This is a genomic window from Sulfodiicoccus acidiphilus (assembly GCF_003967175.1).
Taxonomy (GTDB): Archaea; Thermoproteota; Thermoprotei_A; order Sulfolobales; family Sulfolobaceae; genus Sulfodiicoccus; species Sulfodiicoccus acidiphilus.
In genome coordinates this window covers 563,476-585,693 of the sequence record NZ_AP018553.1, presented here as the reverse complement: position 1 = coordinate 585,693, position 22,218 = coordinate 563,476, and the positions used below count along the sequence as shown (strand labels likewise).

The following is a 22,218-nucleotide window of genomic DNA, read 5'->3' as shown; positions in this document are numbered from 1 at the left end:
GCCCTCATTCTGTTTTAAATTCGTGATATCCTCCGCGAGGGACTTCGAGGCTACCTTGGCGCAGTCTAAGGTTAAGATGGGAGAGCTTCTAACACTCACCGTCAGCTTGAGCGTATTGAGGGAGGTACCCGCAATATGTCAGAAGTACGGCTTCTCCATGGTAGACGGAGAGGACGTGAGGGGAGGAGTCAAAGTAACTCTGGAGAGGAGGTTCGAAGTCTGATGTGCAGTGTGAGCGGCTTGGTGGTAGTAGATCCCTCGAAGGCCAAGGAGGCCGCGGTGGAGTTCGCTCAATTGATGGTGAGGGCGGCGGACAGGGGGAGGGATAGTCACGGTGTGGAGGTAATAAACGAGGACGGCACACGCCAATCCTTTAAGTCCCTGGGCAGACCGGGAGATGAATTGAAGGGGTGGCTAAGCTCACACGTGACGGAGAGCACCAGGGTACTGGTGGCTAACAACAGGGCTGAGCCGACCACTGAGGTGGTGATAAAGAAGGGAGAAGGGGACGTTCAGCCCTTCACTTACGGTAGGTTCGTTATATCTCACAACGGTGTCATAGCTAACGATTCAGAGCTCGAGAAGGAGTTCGAAGTTAAGAAAACTAGCACAATAGATTCGTCGGTCGTAGCGCCGATATTGGACAGGGCCTGGGACGGGACCCTTGAGGGACTGAGGGACCTCTTGGACAAGGTGAGGGGGAGCTTCGCCTTACTGATAGGAGACAGTCTCAGGCCCGATAGGTTAGTTGCGGCAGTGAACTTCAAGCCCCTATACGCCGAGTTCAACTACGATCTGGGTGCGATCTTTCTCTCTTCTCTGGACGACTACTTGCCCAAGAGAGGCAGGTTCAGGGTGGAGAGAGTGCAGCCGTACTCCGTTGTGGAGTTTAAGGCCGACGGCTCGTGGAGGAGGATCGAGCTACTGAGGAGGGCCGTGAAGAGGGTTCTCGTGGTGGCCAGTGGGGGCCTCGACAGCACGGTTGCAGCCACCTACCTGGTGAGGCAGGGTTACGAGGTGGCCCTACTTCACTTCAACTACAGACACAAGGCAGAAAGGAGGGAAAGGGAGTCAGTCAGGGAGGTAGCTAGGAGATTGAACGTAGACCTAGTGGAAGTGGACACGGACGTCTTTAAGGTAATAGGCAATAGTCCCCTGATAGATGGTGAGGTCACGAAGGACAGAGGAGGAGTGGAGGGTGCAGAGTTCGCCCACGAATGGGTTCCTGCTAGGAACTTGGTGTTCGTCTCAGTAGCGATGGCGCTCGCTGAGGCCAGGGGTTACGACGCCGTCGCGTTAGGGGTTAACTTGGAGGAGGCAGGGGCCTACCCAGACAACGAGATGGAGTTCGTCAGACTCCTCAACTCTCTCTCCCCTTACGCCACGGGGCCTAACAGGAGAGTGGACGTACTGATGCCCGTGGGGAACTTGGTTAAACACGAGATCGTGAAGTTGGGGGTTGAGATCGGAGCTCCGCTCGACGCTACGTGGAGCTGTTACGAGGGAGGAGAGGCCCACTGTGGCAGGTGCGGCCCTTGTTACATGAGGAGAAAGGCCTTCCAGGTGAACGGGCTTACAGATCCCGTGAAGTACCTGCAGGGGGAGCTGTAATGGTTTTTAGTTAGGTCTGATATGAAAGCGCGTGGTGCTCCTAGCCGAATTGGTGCCACTGGCCGGAGTCATGGTAGTTGCCATAGTAGCCGTTCTGTCCTACGTTTCGAGGGTTAAGACCCAGGTAGGCCTGTTCTTCCTTTACTTCGCATTCATAATGATGATAACCATGCTCATAGGGGCCTCGGTTTACCTCTACTCGCCAAGCGACACTACCCTGGGGGTGGCCGTGGGAGTCAACATGGCAGCTATGATCGCTGCGTTGTCCTACTTCTTCTCCACTGCTGAGTCTCTGACCAGGAGGGTCGTCCTAAGGGACTTCGTCCTCGGAACTGTGGCGGCCCTGGTGGTACTAAACGAAGGGCTGATGGGCACAACCTTCGGTCTCGCTCAGTTCGGCACCTCTCCTTTTTCCACACCATTTGAGGGGTTCCTCTCCTCCGTAAACAGCTACTGGTTCTTCTACCCCATGATGGCCGAGATGCTCTCCCTTTACCTAATCTTAGAGCGAAGGGGGGTGAGGTTAGGGGCGGCCTACGCCCTAGTGGGGGCAACCGCCTTTCCTCCCACGGCCTTCGACCTAACGCAATGGCGACTCGTGACTCCCTTCCTCACCCTGATGGTTTGTGGGCTAGGTCTACTCCTATCGAAGGGTGTCTGGAGGGGGGTTTACGCTGCAGTGGCGGCCTCGGCGATGATGACCTTCTTCACCGAAGTGCCTTACGACTTGGCGATAGCAGTAGCAATGGGCTACTTCTACTTCTACGCCCTTTCAGCCGAGTTCGGCCTTAGTCCTAAGCCTCTCGTCAAGCAACATCCCAACGCACAGGGCCACTAGAGGCGCCACTAGGTAGGTCGTTATGTTCACTGAATCAAATATCAGCGCTGCCGAAGCTAAGGCCAAGAAAGACGCGGAGACTCCCCTCTCCTTCTTAAGTAGGGAGGTGGCCACGATCACCGACGCCAGACCTAAGGCGAATATCACGGGGGGCATCCAGTTCTCCACACCCAGGACACCGAAGGCGTAAGGAAACATAACACCTATTGCTATCGCCATGCCTGGAACTAAGTTGAGACCGACCACCGTCCCTACAATCAAGCCAACTACCAAGGAGCCCATTAGAATCCACCTCCTAGCTCTGGGCAAGGCCCAGACTAAGAAGGCAGCCGCCGATAGTATCACGGAATACCCCATGGCCTCTGCAGCCCATAGGGATAGGTATCCTGTGTCGGAGTTACCCGTCAACTGGATTCCCCAGGTCCCCAGTAGGTATAGGAAGGCTAGTAGGTCAGGGATAAGAAACACGTACAACCACTTGGAGATCTTTTTGGCGGACAGGAGGCCCCCCGCGACAACTACGACAACGTACAAGACCGAAGCAAACACAGGAGGGTTGAAGGCCGTGTTGTTCACGCCTTCAACTAGATGTGTCCCGTCGAGAAACAAGGTGAGGTAAAGGGAGGCCCAGAGTAACCAGCTCAGCCCCGTCCCTCTGGACTTGTACGCCGTCACTCCAAGGATTAAGGGCTGCATAAGGGTCATGAGGACGAAGGAAGCCCCGCCCACTAGGAACATGGGGTAGAAAACTCTTTCCAACGATATCCCCGCCATGCCTACCGGTATCACACCGGCCAGGAACTCCCTGTTGAAGAGGAGTTCCATAAAAGAAAAGGCGACGTAGGCGTACAAAAAAACCTTGAAGTCAGGACGCTGAGGGCGCATTTACTCCCCGCCTTAGCAACCTCACTAACCTGTCCAATCTGGCTAGGGAATAGAGCTTAGGAACGTACTGTCTGGTTATGGTCCCCCAGTTGAGGGCTACACCCAACAGCAGCGGAGCTCCCATTGAGTTGTATATTAGCAGGGCCGGCAGGAACCCCTGTCCTTTGGGGTCTGAGGGCTGTATATACAGGTGCCACCAGAAGGATATCGACTTGAAGTCCACAGACTCACCGGCCCCTCCTTGGAACACCGCGAATGCTACGTAATAGGTGTGTCCGGGTGAGAGCTGTACCTGGTAGTGTGACTCACCCTGTCCACCTGACACACCTAAGGTGCTGAAGGTCCTAGCGAATTCGGCCACCATGTAGGGTCCCTGGATCGTGTTCTCGAACTTGAAACCCGTAGCTACCACCGACGGGTTCCATAGCTTCGACTCTAGCTGCTGCGAGTAGCTCTGATTGTAGTAACCCTCGACCAGTTGATTGAATTGCCAAGGTGAGACGTTGGGTGTGTTGACGTAAGGAAAGCCTATGAAGGGCTCTCCCCCAATGTAGTAGATCGACGAACCGTTGGTGTAGATGTCTGCAATTATCCCCTGGTTGGGGATGTAGCCCAAGTTGAGGGGGTCCTTGTACTGTGGGTGGTGGTAGTAGGGAACTGGTTTTTGATTGAAGTAAGTCGGCCCTGGATAGCCGAAGTCCTGGGTGTTGTTGGCCCTGGGGTTGTCGTTGAGGGTCCACACTTCTGCCTCCCCAGCCGATAGCGCACCCGTAGTTCCTGGCATCATGTGGGGCGTGTATGCCACCTGAGTCCAAGTACTGGCTGGAACTCCGCCTAGGAGCCACATTATCGCGAACCTCTCTGGGTACATGAAGGTCTGGTTGTAGAACAACGTGTCGAAACCAGCGGTGTCCTCGGGGTAGAAGAGGTTGTACGCGTTTTGGGCCCAGTACGTGCCGTTAAGCCCCATGCTCAGGAACTGCTGGGGCGATGTTATTTCTGTCCCGTTGTAGTCCAACCTCATCGAGGTTATAGTTACTGGATTTCCGTTGTTCATGGGTTGGCCGTTGGGGAGAGTGGCTCCCAACACCTCCGCCGTTAGCACACCGTTCTGGTTGAGCACTATTATCTGAACCGGGTTGGCCTCCGCCACTCCTGGCGGATACTCCATCTGTTTCCCTATCGGGAGACTGTACACAGATGCAGTCGATTGGTTGGGTGAGTAGGAAACGTTCACCACCCACCATCCCGCTGGGTCGTCCATGAATGGTTGCCACACCTGTCCGCTTGGGAGGGTCTCAGGACAGGCCTGCCAAGACTCATATCCCACCACTTGCGCTCTCATTAGTATGAATATGTACGGGACGCCATCGACGTAGGTCCAAGCGGCTTTGACGTCGACTTCCTTTGTGTGTCCAGATATCCCACCCGGCACCGGAACAGTGGGCTCCAACGGAACTACAGTCCACGGGATGGATTGCCAGAAGGTCTCGCCTCCAGGGTTACCCTCGTTTATCGTAGCGTTGGGGACGTAGTAAGCTGTAACCGTGTTGGCTGTAGTGGATGCCATGTTGAGGAGGTAGTCCGCTCCGTAGGCCACCCCCACCAAGGCCAACATGATGACGACGCCCAAGATCAGGAGAGTCGTGTAGCCCTTACCGTCCATTTGTTCCCACCCCTCTCTTCTTCATTTCAACGTAAGACAAGAGGGCCCCCACACCGAAGAGGAGCACTGCTAGCCCAACGAAATTAACGAAGTAGTTGTCCACGACGTTGTAGGGTACCTCGTACATTCCGTTCACCCCAGAGAATACCTCCCGTGGGAAGACGTACTTTGTAGTTCCGAGGCCCATCATGATAACTCCTATGACAACAAGGGCTATTCCCAGGTAGGCGAACTTACTCGCCGACTTATCCACTTGAACCACCTCCCACAGAGTAAGGGGCCCACGTGCCCTGAGGCATTACACCTCCAGTGATCTGGGCAGCGTAAGTGGCGTTGGCTGTGGCGACGATGGTCCCTGTCAACCACGAATGACCAAGTCCGACAGCAGCGGTTCCACAGTACTCGGCGCAGGCGACGTGGTAGAGGCCGGGCTTAGGGAAGACGTAGACGATGTAGGAGTAGTAGCCTGGTACCGCCTCTGCTCCGAAGTTCAGTATGCTGTTGTTAGATATGGCGCTCTGGATGAAGAATTCGTGGAAAACGTCTATGCTGTGAATGACGAAAACCACAGGTTCTCCCACCGGAACAACGGTGAGGTTAGTGTATACCTTGTCGTGTGGATAGAAGTCCCAGTGCCACTGCTGTCCAGTCACGTAGATTATCACGTACGGTCCCTTGTAGGCTCCCAAGGCATTAGAGAAGGCTGCGTGAACCACTCCCTCCCCCGCGTCGTTGGTTGGATTGAACCCTATGTAATCGTACGAGCTGTACTGAACCTCCAAGGAGAGCGCGGCGACTATGACCAGAACGAAAAATAGGGCAATCACCGTTCCTCTCTTCATGATATCCCAGCAATTTCCACGTTACTGTGGGTTATAAGTGTTCTTTATCTACATTTCGTTGATGACTCTAAAGCAAACTAGTCAAAGTTTTAACAAAGGAAAAATGGAAATACTATTAAATCTACAAACAAGTGAATATTAGAAGGCGAGGACCTTCTTGAAAGGGGAGAGATTCTCACGAGAGGCTGTATTAAGGATAACTAAATCTCAGAGTCTCCATCTAGATAAAAATTTGATCTCGTGAAGTATCTCTAAGTGGTCCACTCGAACCCGAGGTCCCAGGGCAGGGTTTTTGGATGAAAATTAATATAGGTTTAGGTCGATTTCCTAAGTTGAGGTTGAGAGTTTGAACGCCAAAATGTGGGGTCTAATACTGGCAGGAGCAGTGGTCGAGGCGGTAGCTATCGTAATTCTTGTGTCTTACGGCTTCGGCTTACTCAAACCTGCACCAGCTTCCTTCATTTTCGTACCTGGTGTCACGGACTACCTAGGGATTGTTCTGTCCATTATAGGATTGGGCCTCATAATGGGTGGAGGATACCTGAAGCAGTGAAAGCGATGCGGGCAAGGTCGCTCAGCAAAAGTAACGTTGTTTTGATAGTTTTGGTAGTTGCCTCTGTGGTGGGGACGGGCTACTTCGTAGCAACAGGCCTAGCGCCATCAAATTCTTCATTGGGAGTGCTGAACGCCACTGAGGGTTACTTCTACGTTCCCTTGTTCAACTACAACGACGGTTCCCTGACCTATCAACGACTTTTTGGAGTCAAAATGACGGTTAACAACATAGATGAGAAAAGTCTGACAATTGTTTCTATTTCCAACTCCACGTTCTCTGTGAATTACCCCTCATATTACGAATACCAACAGGTCATGGCCCCCAACGGGTCTCTAGTCTATGCCTACGCCAGAACTTACGAGATATACTTGGGCGTCAATACGGTAATTATACCCTTGAAGCTCTCGCCGGGAACCTACACCGTCCTCTTCAACGACGGAAACTCGATTCAAATTCAAGTGAGCCCAACTTAACGTCCGTTGTGTAATTAAGCAGGTAAGGAAAGGTTTTTTAAAGCAAATTGCACTCTTACTTTTCGAGCTGAATGGCTACTAGGGAAGAAGTTCGCAGGAGGGAACTCGAGACCTTCGCCCAGTGGGCACAACAGTACAGAGAAGTGAAAGGGAGAGAGGAGAGAAGGAACGTTCTCCTAAGGGTGCTTTACAGCGACGACTACAAGATGCTCACCATAAAGTTGATTCTGACTGCTGTAATGTGGTTGTTCGTGGGTGGAGCGTTCGCGTTGATGTTAAGGACCCAGGCTGGATTGACTTCTACGGGTTATCCAGTCATCTTAGACCCAAGCTACTACTTCCAAGTAATGACGAACCACGTGATGGACATGATATTTGGTTCCGTGTTCAACACGGTTTTCGCAGTGGCCTTCTACATGATCCCTGCAATGAATGGCTCCAGGTTATTGAAGTGGCCCAAGGTCGCTAACGCGGGTTTCTGGCTCTCTAACCTGGCTCTCTTCATGATGAACCTCGGTGGGGTGGAGAACCAATACCTTTTCACCTTCCTCAATCCTTTGAGGGCGTCCCCGACCTGGTACATAGGCTACGCCCTAATGGTGATAGGGGAGTGGATGGAAATGGCCTCGGTCCTCGGGACCTCTTTCGAGGGTAGGATGAAAGGGAAACTAGTCCCCACCGCCGCTGGCTTCATAATAATGGACATGATAATGATGGCCTTAGCTAACATCTCCGTCTTCATAGCCGACATGTGGAGCCTTCTTTCACCCATAGGTGGACTTAACCTCTACGTCTTCGGAATACCCAACGCCGAGGTCTGGAAGGGCCTGTTCTGGTTCGCAGATCACCCCTTGGTTTACTTCGCCCCCTACACTCTCACGGGTGCCATAGTTGCAATTACACCTCTCTACGCTAGGAGACCCCTCTATAGCGTCAGGTTCACTAGATGGATGATCCCGGTCCTCTTCGTACTGGGCTCTAGCGTCTACGTGCACCACATCGTCGACGACCCGTGGCCCCTAATATTAAGGGACATATTCGCTCAGACTTCCACCGCCCTCATAGCAATACCTTTCGCCGCCCTTTGGTTGGTGTTCTTCATAACAGTGGGAGACCCTAGGAAGATAAAGTGGGACGCCGGATTCGCCTTCATATTCGCTGCAGCCGTATGGAACATAATAGGAGGCATACAGGCCGAGCCTACCCAGCCCACACCTTCCGTCGACCCGACAGTCCACAATACGTTGTGGTTACCGTCTCACTTCCACATCATGCTCGCCATATATTCGGTAGGTGGGCTATTGGGAGCACTCTACGTTATAGGGCCCGACCTTTTCGGTAGAAAGTGGTACAGCCAGAAGTTGACTTGGCTTCACTTTTGGGGTTGGCAGGCGGGAATGGGACTGTTCGTTACGGCCTTCGCCATAGCGGGATTTTACGGAGGGATCAGGAGGGAGGTGGCGTGGCCCGCCTTCTACGAGGTTTACTATCAGTTGGCGATGATTGGAGGTTGGCTGGCTGGGCTGGCGACCGTCTTCTTCCTATATAACCTAGTGATGACTTTACTCTATGGAGAGAAAGTGAAGGAAACTGACCTACCCCTGTGGGCGGTTCAGACGGTTGCCATGGAGAGGTACGCAATGAGAAGGGAAGGGTATAAAGAGGAGGAACTTCCTCCTGCATTGCCTGCTGACGGAATGATACAGGTGGTGACCAACGAAGGTGGGAGTGGTGCATTGGCGGTTGGAACGAGGATGGCCCAACCCAGCACGGAAGTCGATATAGCGAAAAGGTTGGGAACAGTTAAGATGATGGAAGAACCCAATAAGTAGGATTTACGACATACTATATTTGGGTTTTTTTATTCCCTAGTTCTTTTAAATCTAGACCGAAAAAGTCGATCTCGGACCATAGAAATTGAGGCCCTCCTTCAGAGCAGACTATAGTAGGACTCTCTCCATCGAGACGTTCTTTATATAGGAGCTTGAATGATACTCCACCTGAAAATCGCTTAATGGTTTGAGGAAACGGTGAGGAAAGATCGTAATCCAGTATCCACTGAAGGTAAAACTTTTAACACATAGTTAGGCAAGTAGAGTGTGATACTGTGGCTGGCGTAAATTTCAGTAGGAGGGTTTTAGGGGCGGTGGTCGCAGCGATCGGAGTAGCTACGTGGATATCCGACCTGTTTCTAATATCAACCCTTCCGTACAGCCTCTACGAGAACCTGACCTACGTAGCCATGGTCCCCATAGCCGGTGCAGTGCTAGTGGCCGGAGGAGTGTTGATGGGGCTCTGGAGTTGAGGGAAAAGACCCCCTATTTGATCTTGGGAGCTGTAATGGTAGCAGCCTCAGTCAACCCGCTTTCTGTATCGTTAGACAGGACTTCGGAGATCGCCAAGACTTCGTTCGACATGGTGTTAGTGTGGGGGGCAGGGCTAGTGGGTATCTGGCTGGCCGAGCTGTTGTTCAGGAAAGGGGGAAGGATCACGGCGTGGTTCCTAAGCTTCAACTTCTCCACTAGAGGCCTCTTCCTGAGTTGGGGAGTAGCGGGGGCACTTTTGACTTACTGGTACATACCTGGTCCCTTCGCGCTGAGTGTTCTCTACCTCAATTGGAAGGTGGTTCAGCTGGCCACTTTCACCTTGGCTGGAATAATAGCTGGTATAGGCTGGTACGGAATGACGAACGTGTGGAGGAGCGCCACCATATTCGCCATCTTCAGCATGATGGCGACAATGGCGGAGATCTTCCTCGAGCTAGGTGCCTATTACTCAGAGAACGTTTATTCCGTTTACCCGGTGTCCCAATTCATTGACACTGCATACCTCTGGTTCGCCATGGCATTTGTCCCGTCTACTTTCTACATGGTGAAGATACTTAAGGACATGGGGATCTTCTGAGCTTCGTTAAAACCAACTTTTTTAACCCTCTTTAGAGAGTGTAAGGTGCAATGCCTATCCTAGAGTCAGAGTACATGCTATGGGGCATAGGGTTCCTCCTTATGGCCCTGGTGTACCCGATATGGTTCGTCCTGTTGATAGTCAAGGCAGAGAAGGATCCTCAGGTCGACGTGGAGGAGCTGGCGAGGAAGGAGAGCGGTTCCTAGGGTGGACGGGTTGGAGGACGCACTGCACATTTTTTCGTCCTCCCGTGAGTTCAAGGGGATATTTGCTTTAGTGTTCGCTATATACTTCCTTTTCTTCCAGTGGGCGGATAGATTACTACTGTTCACCCACATTCGGTTCCCAGCTGGAGTAAGTCTAGTCGTGGACACCTCTCCTCCGGTTCCACCCTCGCAGATGCCTTTCCCGCTCTGGGGCCCCTTCCTTTCCCTCACCTCCCCCTACTTCGACTGGGCCATGACACCACTCTCAATAGGTATTTCGTTCCTCTTGTCTTTCCTAGTGGCCACGAACGTGACGCTCTACGTAATTTACTTCGCCATAATAAGGAAGGGAGCTAAGGTGGGACTGGCGGCGTCCTTGGGTGTACTCGCTACTTCCTTGTCTTGCTCGTGCGAGCTATTCACTGGGATAATTGGGTCCGTGGCCTCCAACCTACCCTTCTTGGGCTCTATCGCGTTCATGACTTCACTGGACGAGGGGCTAGTGGCTCTCGCTACGATGCTGCTTTCGGCGTCTACCGTAGTCCTTTACGAGGAGATAGGTGGAGGGAAGCCCCTCCACTTCCTTTCCCTACATAGGCATGCCTTCCAGCTGGGGGGACTGGTCGGGTTGTCCCTGGCCCTATTGGCCTTGCCAGAAGGCTTTCCACTCTCACTAGTGAGGTTAGCCACAAGCGTCGCTCTAGGAGGCACGATCGGGGCCTTATTGGGAAGGACTTGGAGGTGGGGGTTACTTGCGTCCATCTTGTTAGGGTCTCTCACGTTAGCCCTTTTCCCTCGACTCTACGTGGGGCCTCTCTTAGACCTCGCAGGAGTGTCAGTAGGTTTACTGGGCTACCTGGGTTACTCGTCCATGAGAAGGTGGGCCCAGCTAGGACTGCTTCACGTGATAGCTTGGTCCCTGATAATGCCTGGACCTATTTCGTTGGTGTTAGGCTCTCCCGTTGGTTTCTTCAGCTTTCCTACCGGAGAGCTAGTGGAGTTCTGGATATCGGCTTGGATAATAGGAACCCCTATCGCTTGGGGTGCGGGAATAGGGTTACTGCAGTACATAAGGGACAACATGGCAGAGGTCAGAACACTCAGACTACCACCCTCCTCTTCCACCGGGAGGGGAGGAGCCACTTGGATAGGTCTGGGTTTGGTGGCGGTAGTGAGCCAAGTGATCTTCTTCCTCACTCACAGTGAGTACTTCATTGACTACAATGGGTACGATTCAACTTTCCTCACAATCATGACTTTGACCTCCACCTCTACCGCTGCAGCTGGAGCTATTGCCATAGGTTACGGCATCCTAACTGAACTAAGGAAGAGACGTCTGAAGTTGAGACGAAAGGACCTGCTTCTAGCGCTTCCTCTCTCAATCCTCTATGCAGTACTAGGTGGTGCAATACACTTAGAGGCTTCCGGGTATCCCTACTCCTTTATCACTATAGGAACGTATGGAGCTCCTATGATGGCCCCTTGGGTGAATTTATATCTTCCTGGAGTAATCGGGGTTTTCCTTTACCCCCTCCAACTACTCCAACTAATAGGTGTTAGTCTGTTAAGCGCTGCCCTGCTTTCGACGGCTCTAAGAGCGGGAAGAAAGAGAGTGATTCCGTCTCTGGCGTTGGGTTCCCTCGCAGTGTGTCCGGCGTGTGTTCTATCGCCTTTCGTCCTCACTGTCCTATGGAGTTCCGTGTTAGGGTCCCTAGCAACAACCGCAGAAGGGCAGATAGGTATTTCTTTGGCTTCGGATGGGGTCTTACTCGCGGTCCTGATCTACGTATCAAGAAAAACCACCTGCTCCCCATCACAAGAACTAGGTGGCAATAAATAAAGGGAACTAACAATAAAAAGTGTCATAGAAGAACGAAATTTTTAAAAAATTATAACTTCAACTTCGAGAGTTTATAGTATACTTCTAAGAGTATACTTCAGTGAAAGTGATTCTGAACTGTGGCGTTTGACCAGGTGTAGTGCCGTATGTTAATAACGTGAGATATATTGGAACCTCACCCTCGCTAGGACTCAGAGTGAAAGTCATTGAAGTAGTTCCGTTGAGTAGGAGTTTTGCTGGAGTAGAGGTTACCTGCACCACGTTAACAGTAACAGTGACACTCTGGTTTAGGTTATCGTCAACATAGAAGGCTGGAGTAAGCTCCAACATCGCATTGCTTTGAACGTTTCTTAGGTTTATTGTTAGATCTCCACTACTGTTTAAGTATACATATGGTTGTCCTGGAACTGATGGGGGAGGTGGTGGAGGAGGTGGTGGAGGAGGAGGTGGTGGTGGAGGAGGGTCGCCGACGTATCCTAACATATTATGTACAGGTACTAAAGATAGTGGACCCGACGGGTCCGCCGTTATCGTCACGCTCGCTAACCTCGTGTCCTGGTACGTGAAGAAGGGTGTGGTGGAGAAGACGAGCCCCAAAAGGAGGGCGCCCACCACTATCGCGTATATTGCTGCTCTCATTTTCCCTAGAACTAGAATAACCCTCGTGGTTATAAGTTATTCTCGTTATCAGTGAAATAACATAGAATAATGATATGGCCATTTCTGAAAGACTTCTAAAAAGGCATTTATGAAGGGCTCCATAGATTTTCTATACGACGTGTATTCCATAATAGTAATTTGAAATTTCGTTGACGCCCTCCCCACGTTAAGGGATCCGGAAGGTTCATAGGTCACAGGTCAGGCTCTTAATTATAGCCTTGTTCCTTCGTTTGGTCCCTGTAGGTCAGAAGCTGAATATCTGTAGTTGGATGTTTCAAGAATCGATGAAGGAACTTCATCAGTGGAGTTCCCTCGGAAAGAGAGATTTGAAAGTTCCTCACTACATCCAATTATGGATTATAACTCCTTAACTTTACCGAAACTTTACAGAAAATGATCCTCCATAATTTAAACCACTGCTTCAACCGTAAGAGGACAGGCTTTTCACGTGTTATAAAGGCCCCTTACCTTATAAATCAGACTCCCGCTTTCTCCTATCCATTGAACCTGAGCAGGAGGTGGATGAAGGGAACTTTCGTTAGAGTAAGTATATCCATATTTTTAAATATATATCAGTTTGAAATTCTTTTCGGTTAGTGAAATCCAGCCAAAACCAATCCTTTCAGCTCGGTCTAAATGTATTCCGGCCTTCTCACCTTGAAGAGGAGAGTTGGTTGAGGACTCTGGAATTACACTCCTGTAGGAAGCTATTTGGTTGAGGTCTACGACGAACCACAGCAGTTTCTCTAACACGTTGTCCTCTCGCCTCCCTTAGCCTTCCTTGAGACGTTCAGAACACCTTTGAGGATGGGTGAGGAATTTACTCTTAAGGGAAGTTGAGGGGGCGGAAGACCATTCGTGAGGGTGGGGACGGAGTTACCCCTTATCTTTAAGTCCAACCTCAAGAAATTTACTGAGGTACTTGTCAGCGGGGGTATCGACCACCCTGCATCGCCGAGACGCCACGAAGCGGGAGCTCGTGGAGAACGCCTCCACACCATCCAAAGGCTCTTAGCGGTCACCATCAGATCGGACTTGGAGGATCTAGGCCGGGACGGCCTCTCCTGCGGATTCCTCTACCCTTGGTAAGGTGGGTCGTTAAGCAGAAAGCTCCATCCGTGGAGGTGGGGTAGGTTCATTAGCTAGTGGAAGGTTAGCGACAACCCAGGAGGACCTCCTGTCTCCAAGTTGTGGAAGGTGTAGTAGTTAGAGCAGCTGCATCTAATAACCTCATATCACTTTACGTCAAGTATTCCTATCCCTTCAACTCTAGGTTCTTCACCGACATACGCTAAGAGAACGGCTTCAAGGCGAACTCGTAGTTCTGTGGGACGTCGATGTGGTCTAGGTGGGTGGCGGAGACTCCCAGATCGCGGAAGGATCCTTTGCATTTTGGAGGAGAGGTGACTGTTAGAAGTGGGAAGCTTCTTCCTCATCCCTAATACCGACCTTCTCCCGATGGACATTGTGTCTGTTTAGGTTCTTGGCTTTGATTTGCCAGTTATTAATCTGCACCTTAAGACTTCTTAACTTGAATAGTTGTAAGACTAGACAACAGATATGGTCCCCCAAAGCACTAAGCCACGTAGAATAGTACAAGCGGGTTCTCATAGAGCACATCCACAGGATCTAGTGAAGTCTTGAATGGTTACTCTTAAGTTCCTCATATAAATTGAGGTACTCCTCCTTCAGTACCCTATATCTCTTTACCTTAGCCATTAAAATTTTCCCTCTTTCCGTAACGTAGTAGATGTCCTCCTTCTTTGTCAAGTAACCTCTCTCCAACATCTTGGACAAGTACTTCCTCACCAGTTGGTAACTTAAGTTAGCAGAATACATTATCCTCGTCTTCTTGCTACCTTCTTGGCAACAGAAGATTATATCTCCCATGATTTCGAATTCGTCTCGATTTCTTCTTCCCATGATTACTACTCATTGAGGTAGCATATAAATATAGAAAGAAGCTTTATGCAGATAACCCCTAATAATACATTAGGTGTTAGCTAAAAGTTTGAGTATTTTTACGTTCTTCGAGACCAATATTTCGTGTCTGGACAAGTCGAGGATTTGGCTTCATTCCCTCATAGCCTATTGTGAGGTTTAGTAAGGTTTATTTACAGTCTCAGAATCTTTAGAACTATGCTCGGAATCTTTAGTAATATGATAGATTTCTACTTCACTAGATGGATCAAAATACCTTATAGAGGAGCGGTCTATTCGGATTTTCTAAATAGTTCGGGGAAGCTAAACGAACGTAGTGGGGCCTCTAGATCTGAACCTCCTTTACCTCTTAAGATTCACCTTCCTCACCGAGGATTCTAGGGTGGTCTCAGTCGGCTTGTCTGGAGACGACCCGTCGGGGGCTCGAGAATCTCTGGGGTACATACAGTTGAACACTTAGAAATCCCATGTGAAACGACTATGTTTATGTCCTCCTTCAGTTCCTCATATAGAGTTAGAGTGGCAACGTAGCTGAAAAGACCTTTCAAGGACGTTTAACAAAAATTGGAGATTAAGGGGGGTCCCCGTCCATAAGGATGGGGACGGCTAGCCCCTTCATAGAAACGTTTTTGTAGTTACCAAAAACTTGGTCATGAGGGCTGGGCACCCTCGGGGCTGGGGGAACTCACGCCCGTGGAGAGGAAACCCTCCGTGACCCCCCTTCCGTACTGTTCACAGGACGGTTCCCCGGAACCTCCGCTACGGAAGGAGATCGATATCGCTCCGAGAAGCAGGACTCACCGCTAGGACGCCCCGTCCGCGAGGGCGTAGTAGTTTACACTCCTACAGAGGCCGTAAGTCCTAGAAAGTGGGACTGTGGGCCTTATCAAACCAGTTTTCTCGAACTTAAAATGTGAAGGTTTTAAGACGTATTTGAAGCGGGTATTGCTTGACCATCACCTTCCCGACCATTCCTGAACTTGTAGACGTAAGCCACGTCCTGATCTTTGAACCACAGTTCTACCCCTCCGTTCCTTCGCAGCATGACCATTGGTCTCCCAGTTAGCATAGCGTACTTCGCCAGATCCTCTGGGCTTCCTAGCTCAACGGCAGATTTGACGTCAGGTGGGCTCTTGGCGTCTACGATCAATTTCCTGTACTTCGAGCTAAATCTTTTTACCTCCCGAATGTCCAGAGGTTCCACTTTAGTGAACGTTCCGAGGGCTACGAAGCCTAGGGCAATGCCGAGGGCAGATTCGGCCCCTATACTTGGTACAGGGTTGGGCCTCGGGGTCGTCTGAGTGATGTAGATCGGTTCAGATATGGAGTTGTTAGATATTGTAGCTTGGACCAGACCGTTGGTGTAATTTACGTATATCACAGGATCTAATCTAGGTCCGTCGAAACTAACATCTATCCTTAAGTCTGGAGGGAAGTAGTAAGTTCCGACTTCCTTGTTGAGGGTCTCTGAGAAGTTGTTTATTTCAGTCATATTGAGAGGTATCGCAGTCCACTGGCCCAGGTTCTCACCCCTCTCTACGAGCTTAACGAACTGGGGGGTCACTATGAACACACTGTAGTTTACCATCTTGGCCTGGCCGAGCGACTCGCTGACGTTCAATAACAAAACCTTGAGGAGTGCCTCGAAGTACTGATTGTAGTCGTTGCTAGTTATGTACTCGTAGTTGGGTATCTTGATTTGCCGGAAGGCGGTGGAATTGGCGAGGTAGACTGTGGTGACGCTGTCCCCTATGTTCACCGTTACAACCGGTTCCAGAGTGTAGTTAAGTGCTGTAACGTTAGATGCGATCCGCACCTGTAGGGGAGGGGATATTCCAAGTTGTGAGTTTATTTTCTCTGAAACGTTTAGAATGTAACTGAGGTTTAACGGGACCACTACCGGGCTGTCTCTGACGGTGTAGAGGCTCTTCTGGTAGTAACCTGGCGCGACTAAGGATACTGTGTAATTACCGTTCACAGTTCGGTTTCCCAAAACTAAGCTCACGTAGAGTAAGTCAACGATCTTGGTGAAATACAAGGACGAGTTATAGAGGGTGAGTGAGGTGTAAAGTAAATTCGGTTTCAGAGTTGCCCACGTCTCGAGACCGAGACTGAAAGCAGGTGTCTCGTTCGCAGTGTAACCACTCACGAGTCTTGTGGTGTTATATATATGGTTGGGGTAAACTATCGCTTGGCTGCTGAGTTGAGCGTACGCTATGGTCCTATATCCATCTTCCACCTGATAAGTCCTCGGGGTGTAACTCAGCGACGGATAAATTACTAGTCCGCCTATCAAAAGAAGACCGAGTACCAGCAAGATCGTCGCTCCAACCCTAACTTCTCTCCTCACACCTAATTTCAAATTTCTCCTGTTCACGTTCTTCGAGGCGTCTCTCCTTTCCCGTTTCATGTGCTATGATTATGTGCCTAAATTATATAGTCTTATGGAAAAAAATTATATAAAATCTTGGTCGTTTAGGCCGAACTTCTCTAACTTCTCACTGCTGGTTCTATATTTCTTCTAGACGTTAATTCCATGACTCCCCAGACCACCAAGGTAATGAAGAAGGAAACCTCTGACGAGACTAATGCTAAGAGGAAAATAGGATTGACCTTAGCTACGTATAACGCTGCTCCAGCAGGCAATACATAGGGAACGGCCATCTCTGTCACCACAGAGCCCTGCTCCCCCACTCCCCCAGTGGTGACAGTGAAGTTCTCTGTCGCCTTACCCCCCATGTCTACTAACGGATCGTTGAGGAATCGTACATCTGGGTTAGAACTCAGGAAAACGAATAGCGCAGGCACCTTTGAACTCACGTTTCCGCCGAAGTAGTAAGTAGAGTTCGTCCTCAAAGTCCCCAGAGAGAAGGATAGTCCGACGTTAGTGTACCCTCTTAGACTTTGGAAGTGCACCACGTTCCATTCACCTTCGACCCGAATCACCCCGTGAGAGAGGGCCACCATACTCACCGCGAACGCAACCAGGAAGAAGCCCCCCAACAACTGCCTCTTAGATAACTGGCGTGGCCTCCTGATCTTTACCTCTCCTCCCAATAACCTAGACCTAACTTCCGAGAATACAGCGGCGCCTGCTACGAGTAGTATCAGTCCCTTCTCTCCCAGCGTCGTCTCGATTAACTTAACTGTGTAACCGACCTCGGGTATCTTAATTGGGTACCCAAATACGGTTGGAATGAAACCTCTGACCCACGACTCCTTTACGATCCACGGATCGGGATACGGGTTGTTTATCCCCTTAGTTATGTAACCTCCGTCTTTGTACCCTATCACCTCGTGAGCGTAGTAGATGCCCTCTTGAGGTTGGTAGTAGACCAGGATCTCTCCTATCGAAGCTCTCCCTATCTGAGGCAGTACCAGAACTACGTCTCCGGGGTAAATCAGTGGCTCCATTGAGTTAGTTGCGTCGATTTGCCAACCGTAAGGTAAGTGGAATAGTACGCTCCCTATTCCTGAAACGAGCAAAGAGACTCCAAATGCCAACATTACACAGTAAACTGTTTGACGGATCAACTTGAAACGAAGCTTACCGACACATAATATAAAAATAGATAGAGGAGGGAGAAATATGGTCTAGGATCTTTTGCAAAAGAATCTATAGCAACGAACGCACGATTTCGTGCCTTTGGTTATCTTATCTTATGTTAATAAGGGAGATATCAAAATTAGTTAAAATAATATAAAAATTTGCCTTAACGGATAGTAGGTCTCCATTGTCTTCAGCTGTAAGTCTCCGTGAAAGTGATGTGGAAGTCCAAGAAGGTTCCTGGAGAGGTACCGTAGGTAGTCAAGGTCAGATACACTGGGACCTCGTGCTCGCTTGGACTCAGAGTGAAAGTCAAGGTAGTGGAACCGTTAACCAACAGTTTCGCAGTGCTAGATACTGGCATACCATTAGCGTTATACGGGCCACTTACAGTTATGGTAACGGTCACGGTCTGGTTTAGGTTATCGTCAACATAGAAGGCTGGATCGAGTTTCAACATCGCATTAGTCTGTACGTCGTTTAGGTTTATGGCGAGGTCTCCGCTATTATTAAGTGTCACATAGGCGTCGTTTTGAGCACTGTACCCTAGATTATCGTTGTTAGGTACTAAAGATAGTGGACCCGCCGGGTCCGCCGTTATCGTCACGCTCGCTAACCTCGTGTCCTGGTACGTGAAGAAGGGTGTGGTGGAGAAGACGAGCCCCAAAAGGAGGGCGCCCACCACTATCGCGTATATTGCTGCTCTCATGTTCTCTAGCGGCACTTACGCCCCCACACATTTAAATAATTCTCATTATCCTGTAGATAATAGAGATAATTCGCTGACAAGTTATAGAACACATGTCCAAAATTACGCTAAAGGGTAAAGTCTTCCTTTTGTGAGTCAATCTTCCACTCTCTGAAGCACTATGTGTCTAGGCCTTCCCTCTATAACACTCTTTCCATATTCGACTGTTTCCTTATACTCTCTACTCGACGTGAACTTTCGGAAGGCATCCAGACTCTCCCACTCCGTGAAAATGAGAAATTCGCGTGGATTATCTACAGACCTGTAGAGCTTCGCGTCCAGCATTCCTGAGTTGGAGGTTTTAAGTAACTGCAACACTTCCCTAAACTTAAGGAGAAACTGTTCCTCTTTTCCCTCAGATACCAAGTAGTTGAAGCCTACGTTTATCATAAACTAGACTGATCTACTGTAGGATATTAGTATTGTCCCTTGGACCAACGTTGTAACAACCCATTGAAAGCGCCATATAGTGAGTTATGACAGCAGGGTAGATGTTTCTAATCCATTTCTTTGCGACAATAAGGATTAAATGGGTGAGTTTTTCAATTTCAACCCTCTTAGTCATTAAATCTAGAAGACTCCTTAGAATGGGGCGTTCAGACAGGAGGTCCTTATACAACTTCTTCCTGTCGAAGGTTTCGTTACGGTTTCAGCTGAGTTGAGAAGTTTGTATGCTTTGGAGTGTGAGATTAGTCGTACCAGAGGAGGTGTGGGCTGCCCGCCGATGGGTGGAGGAAGAACTGAATCCACGACTTCGGGGAAGTCCAAGGACCCTAAAGATCGGATAGGAATTCGTGAGAATTCGAAGTCTAAACCCCAAATTCCTGAACTCTCTATCTAGGCGATAAACCGCTCCGATGTCAAGAACCACTTAGATGGTAAACCCCTTACACGGTATGGAACGCTCCACTCTAAAACCAAGGGCTCTGCTCCGTCGGGAAGGACTACTACAGTTCAGTCGAATTGAAGTTTAAATACCATTGGTAGAGGTTGTAACCAACGTCAACACTACCGTTGGGAGCATTATTGAACTCCATACCGACCTGAATAGCATCTAGGTAGTATGCACTGAGACTGGCCCTCCATCCTTGGTTGTATAAGAACTGCGTGGACTCTTTCAGAACCCATCCTATAGGGATTCCCACCGATCCTTGAAGTTGTCTCGATGAAGTAAAAACCATCAATGTCCATCCGTCGGCGCTGTAGTTCAGAACGTAGACGCTCCAGGGGTAATTTTCGAGTGTTCCATTGAGAAACGTGGGGATATCTAGAGTACCCTCATATGCGTAATATCTTACGTGAGATAGGTTCTGTGTGTACCACATCCAAAACATGATCTCTAAGTCCCCAGCCCCGAGGTAAGTCACGTTAGGTTCAGGAGTGAGCCATATGTCGTAAGAGAAGTCCACTATTTCCCCGGTCTTATTAAATAGACTGTAGTTTAGAACGGAGTAGAAGTCGGGGAGTTGACCTACGAGCCGAGGAAGCTCGAGTTTTGGAACCTGTTGAGTGGAGGTGGCGAAAGGGAACCAAGGTTCTGAACCATACATGAGCCCAGGGTAACCTAGGACAGATATAGAGGGAGTTATCTTCTTTACCATGGAGAGGTTGGCAGTTACACGTAAGAAATGATAGTAAGTCATGTTGACGTTACCCAACGACGACTTGACGTTCCACATGAACGGGGAAACCATTAGAGTGGAAAAGTTACCATATATTTCAGACATCGCATACTCACTGTCGCTGAGGTAGCTCCCTATCACGCTAAAGTGGTCATTTCCAGTTGGAAAAAGGACATAGGAATCGATAGGTGAAGGGAAGTGTTCTGACAAGGGCATTGGATGTTGCAACGCCAAGGTCTCGTAACCTACCACAGATGAGATGATTACGGCCAATACGACACCTACTAAGAAGAACTTATTCACGACGCTACTTAGAAGGCAGATTAAATAAGGAGATCTGTACGAATCGTGCCAGATTGCTAGAATACAGAATTTTGACTGTCAGGTGAAGGTCTCCACAACGTTAAGCTGTTCGTTTGTACGAGAGTATTGAAGTATTAATATTCCATTATTTCTAAATTTTCGGTAAAGAGACTAAATTTTCTAGAAGAGTTTTCGATACGCATATGACTCTAAAGCTAGGGAGAATAGGGTGATCTCTGGAAATCGCTCTGGAGATTTGTAATAAGGAAAACCTATAACTCCTCCCTAGCCTACCTTTCATAGCGTGATTCTTACCGACTTCCTCCTCGCCGTCCAGGGCTCCCTTCTTAGGGTTCGTAGTTCCCACCTTCGGTTCGGGATCACATCTCTACTCCGGTGGGCTGTGGGGACGCCAGACCCTCAACAGAAGGGACTTTGGAAGTTGAGCCCTAGATCCTCAAAAGAGTAAGGAAGATGCCACTTTCCCCTCCCACAGTTGCATTGAACTCTCGATTGTGCTGGGAGAAGAAGGTCGTCAGTATCACTGAGAAAATTTAAGAAAAACAATATTTAAAGGAGGAGGGTTTCCCTCCCCGCTGGAGGCTTCTCTCCACCCACAATTTTGTAAAGTCCTTCTACTCGACCCTACACGGAGTACATCATCTCAGCCAGGGGGTAATCCCAAAGGGCAATGTAGTGAAGTTTCCTAATAACTAACAACTATCGCTTCTCCGTCTAATCTATATTGGTAATAGACTTAATCACTCTGCTCCCAATGAACCCGTTCTATAACTTGTCAGCGAATTATCTCTATTATCTACAGGATAATGAGAATTATTTAAATGTGTGGGGGCGTAAGTGCCGCTAGAGAACATGAGAGCAGCAATATACGCGATAGTGGTGGGCGCCCTCCTTTTGGGGCTCGTCTTCTCCACCACACCCTTCTTCACGTACCAGGACACGAGGTTAGCGAGCGTGACGATAACGGCGGACCCGGCGGGTCCACTATCTTTAGTACCTAACGACCATTACCTTGGGTACGGCAGTGGACCAAGTGCATCTGCTTACGTCTATCTAAATGCTAGTGGTGATCTGACAATAAACCTAAACAAAGTACAAACTAACGCAATGATGACTATATCTCCTGCCTTCTTCGTAGACGATAACTTAAACCAGACGGTTACCGTAACCATGACTGTGACTGAAGTCAGCGGACCGACTTCTATCCAACTCTTAGTCAATGGCACGGCTATTCCTCATACCTTCACATTCACCTTGAGTCCAAGTGAGGGTGAAGTCCCAGTATACCTGACCTTAGAGACATATGGAACGATGCCAGGACAGTCTGCTGTATTCCACATATCCTTTACCGAGACGTACGGATAAAGGGATAAGTATTGAATTAATTTAAATATTTTTCAGTTAAGGAGCTTCTATTTTTAGTTCGGCAGTTCAGTTTTATCTTTAGTGAAGTTGAGAGCAAAAGATACCCTTGAAGGTGAACAGCTTTATAAAGATAAGTGAACAGAAGTGCGCCTCCTCTTGGCAAACATCGAGTGGATGGCTCCGTCCCTAG

At 49.4% G+C, this 22,218-nt stretch carries 22 protein-coding genes; 11 read left to right on the top strand and 11 right to left on the bottom strand.

Annotated elements, in window-relative coordinates; translation table 11 throughout:
- The first annotated feature begins 22 nt into the window (after positions 1–22).
- The 3 genes from HS1genome_RS03135 to HS1genome_RS03125 are packed head-to-tail and all read left to right on the top strand — an operon-like array spanning position 23 to position 2,449.
- Positions 23–223, top strand: a complete 201-nt coding sequence (locus HS1genome_RS03135) for a hypothetical protein (RefSeq protein ID WP_126449579.1) — start codon at positions 23–25, stop codon at positions 221–223.
- Complete coding sequence (queC, locus tag HS1genome_RS03130; protein WP_126449578.1) at positions 223–1,611, top strand: 7-cyano-7-deazaguanine synthase QueC; 1,389 nt, start codon at positions 223–225, stop codon at positions 1,609–1,611. Before HS1genome_RS03135 ends, queC begins: the two co-directional genes overlap by 1 nt.
- 31 nt (positions 1,612–1,642) lie before the next feature.
- Complete coding sequence (locus tag HS1genome_RS03125; RefSeq protein ID WP_126449577.1) at positions 1,643–2,449, top strand: hypothetical protein; 807 nt, start codon at positions 1,643–1,645, stop codon at positions 2,447–2,449.
- Here the strand turns inward: HS1genome_RS03125 and HS1genome_RS03120 are convergent.
- The 4 genes from HS1genome_RS03120 to HS1genome_RS03105 are packed head-to-tail and all read right to left on the bottom strand — an operon-like array spanning position 2,384 to position 5,842.
- The gene (locus tag HS1genome_RS03120) at positions 2,384–3,274 is read right to left on the bottom strand and encodes a hypothetical protein (protein WP_126449576.1); all 891 of its coding nucleotides are present in this window, start codon (positions 3,272–3,274) and stop codon (positions 2,384–2,386) included. The two genes, HS1genome_RS03125 and HS1genome_RS03120, sit on opposite strands and share 66 nt — an antisense overlap.
- 40 nt (positions 3,275–3,314) lie before the next feature.
- Positions 3,315–5,000, bottom strand: a complete 1,686-nt coding sequence (locus tag HS1genome_RS03115) for a DOMON domain-containing protein (RefSeq protein ID WP_126449575.1) — start codon at positions 4,998–5,000, stop codon at positions 3,315–3,317.
- Complete coding sequence (locus tag HS1genome_RS03110; RefSeq protein WP_229768268.1) at positions 4,990–5,253, bottom strand: hypothetical protein; 264 nt, start codon at positions 5,251–5,253, stop codon at positions 4,990–4,992. The genes HS1genome_RS03115 and HS1genome_RS03110 overlap by 11 nt, the downstream gene beginning before the upstream one ends.
- Entirely contained in the window at positions 5,246–5,842 is a 597-nt protein-coding gene (locus HS1genome_RS03105; RefSeq protein ID WP_126449574.1) for a cupredoxin domain-containing protein, read from the bottom strand. Before HS1genome_RS03105 ends, HS1genome_RS03110 begins: the two co-directional genes overlap by 8 nt.
- A 346-nt stretch (positions 5,843–6,188) precedes the next feature.
- Between HS1genome_RS03105 and HS1genome_RS03100 the strand changes: the two genes are divergently transcribed.
- From HS1genome_RS03100 to HS1genome_RS03075, 7 genes are all read left to right on the top strand, one after another.
- A complete protein-coding gene (locus tag HS1genome_RS03100) occupies positions 6,189–6,395 on the top strand; it encodes a hypothetical protein (protein WP_126449573.1) in 207 nt (68 codons plus the stop codon).
- Positions 6,396–6,400: 5 nt separating this feature from the next.
- Complete coding sequence (locus tag HS1genome_RS03095; protein WP_126449572.1) at positions 6,401–6,871, top strand: hypothetical protein; 471 nt, start codon at positions 6,401–6,403, stop codon at positions 6,869–6,871.
- 71 nt (positions 6,872–6,942) lie between these two features.
- The gene (locus tag HS1genome_RS03090; protein ID WP_126449571.1) at positions 6,943–8,703 is read left to right on the top strand and encodes a cbb3-type cytochrome c oxidase subunit I; all 1,761 of its coding nucleotides are present in this window, start codon (positions 6,943–6,945) and stop codon (positions 8,701–8,703) included.
- Between the two features lie 275 nt (positions 8,704–8,978).
- Positions 8,979–9,176 carry a SepZ protein gene (locus HS1genome_RS03085; RefSeq protein WP_126449570.1) on the top strand — a complete coding sequence of 66 codons (198 nt, stop codon included), beginning with the start codon at positions 8,979–8,981 and terminating at the stop codon, positions 9,174–9,176.
- Complete coding sequence (locus tag HS1genome_RS03080; protein ID WP_229768269.1) at positions 9,173–9,775, top strand: DUF1404 family protein; 603 nt, start codon at positions 9,173–9,175, stop codon at positions 9,773–9,775. Before HS1genome_RS03085 ends, HS1genome_RS03080 begins: the two co-directional genes overlap by 4 nt.
- Before the next feature lie 50 nt (positions 9,776–9,825).
- Positions 9,826–9,981 (top strand): hypothetical protein, encoded by a 156-nt coding sequence (locus tag HS1genome_RS11970; protein WP_158613707.1) that lies wholly within the window; start codon positions 9,826–9,828, stop codon positions 9,979–9,981.
- Between the two features lies 1 nt (position 9,982).
- Complete coding sequence (locus HS1genome_RS03075) at positions 9,983–11,821, top strand: hypothetical protein (RefSeq protein WP_126449569.1); 1,839 nt, start codon at positions 9,983–9,985, stop codon at positions 11,819–11,821.
- An 84-nt stretch (positions 11,822–11,905) separates the two neighbouring features.
- Here the strand turns inward: HS1genome_RS03075 and HS1genome_RS03070 are convergent, their stop codons facing one another.
- The 7 genes from HS1genome_RS03070 to HS1genome_RS03040 all read right to left on the bottom strand — a co-directional run bounded on the left by HS1genome_RS03070 (position 11,906) and on the right by HS1genome_RS03040 (position 20,642).
- Positions 11,906–12,460 (bottom strand): hypothetical protein, encoded by a 555-nt coding sequence (locus HS1genome_RS03070; protein ID WP_126449567.1) that lies wholly within the window; start codon positions 12,458–12,460, stop codon positions 11,906–11,908.
- Between the two features lie 1,650 nt (positions 12,461–14,110).
- The gene (locus HS1genome_RS03065; protein ID WP_126449566.1) at positions 14,111–14,404 is read right to left on the bottom strand and encodes an Sso10a family chromatin protein; all 294 of its coding nucleotides are present in this window, start codon (positions 14,402–14,404) and stop codon (positions 14,111–14,113) included.
- Positions 14,405–15,344: 940 nt separating this feature from the next.
- Positions 15,345–16,832: a DUF5305 family protein gene (locus HS1genome_RS03060; protein ID WP_126449564.1), complete on the bottom strand. Its 1,488-nt coding sequence runs from the start codon at positions 16,830–16,832 to the stop codon at positions 15,345–15,347.
- A gap of 80 nt (positions 16,833–16,912) precedes the next feature.
- On the bottom strand, positions 16,913–17,956 hold the full coding sequence (locus HS1genome_RS03055) for a signal peptidase I (RefSeq protein WP_126449562.1): 1,044 nt from the start codon (positions 17,954–17,956) through the stop codon (positions 16,913–16,915).
- A gap of 206 nt (positions 17,957–18,162) precedes the next feature.
- On the bottom strand, positions 18,163–18,693 hold the full coding sequence (locus tag HS1genome_RS03050; RefSeq protein WP_126449560.1) for a hypothetical protein: 531 nt from the start codon (positions 18,691–18,693) through the stop codon (positions 18,163–18,165).
- Positions 18,694–18,813: 120 nt separating this feature from the next.
- A complete protein-coding gene (locus tag HS1genome_RS03045; RefSeq protein ID WP_126449558.1) occupies positions 18,814–19,107 on the bottom strand; it encodes an antibiotic biosynthesis monooxygenase family protein in 294 nt (97 codons plus the stop codon).
- 557 nt (positions 19,108–19,664) lie between these two features.
- Positions 19,665–20,642 (bottom strand): GH12 family glycosyl hydrolase domain-containing protein, encoded by a 978-nt coding sequence (locus HS1genome_RS03040; protein WP_126449556.1) that lies wholly within the window; start codon positions 20,640–20,642, stop codon positions 19,665–19,667.
- A gap of 858 nt (positions 20,643–21,500) precedes the next feature.
- On the opposite strand from HS1genome_RS03040, the gene HS1genome_RS03035 reads away from it, so the two are divergent.
- Entirely contained in the window at positions 21,501–22,028 is a 528-nt protein-coding gene (locus HS1genome_RS03035; protein ID WP_126449554.1) for a hypothetical protein, read from the top strand.
- Positions 22,029–22,218 lie beyond the last annotated feature (190 nt).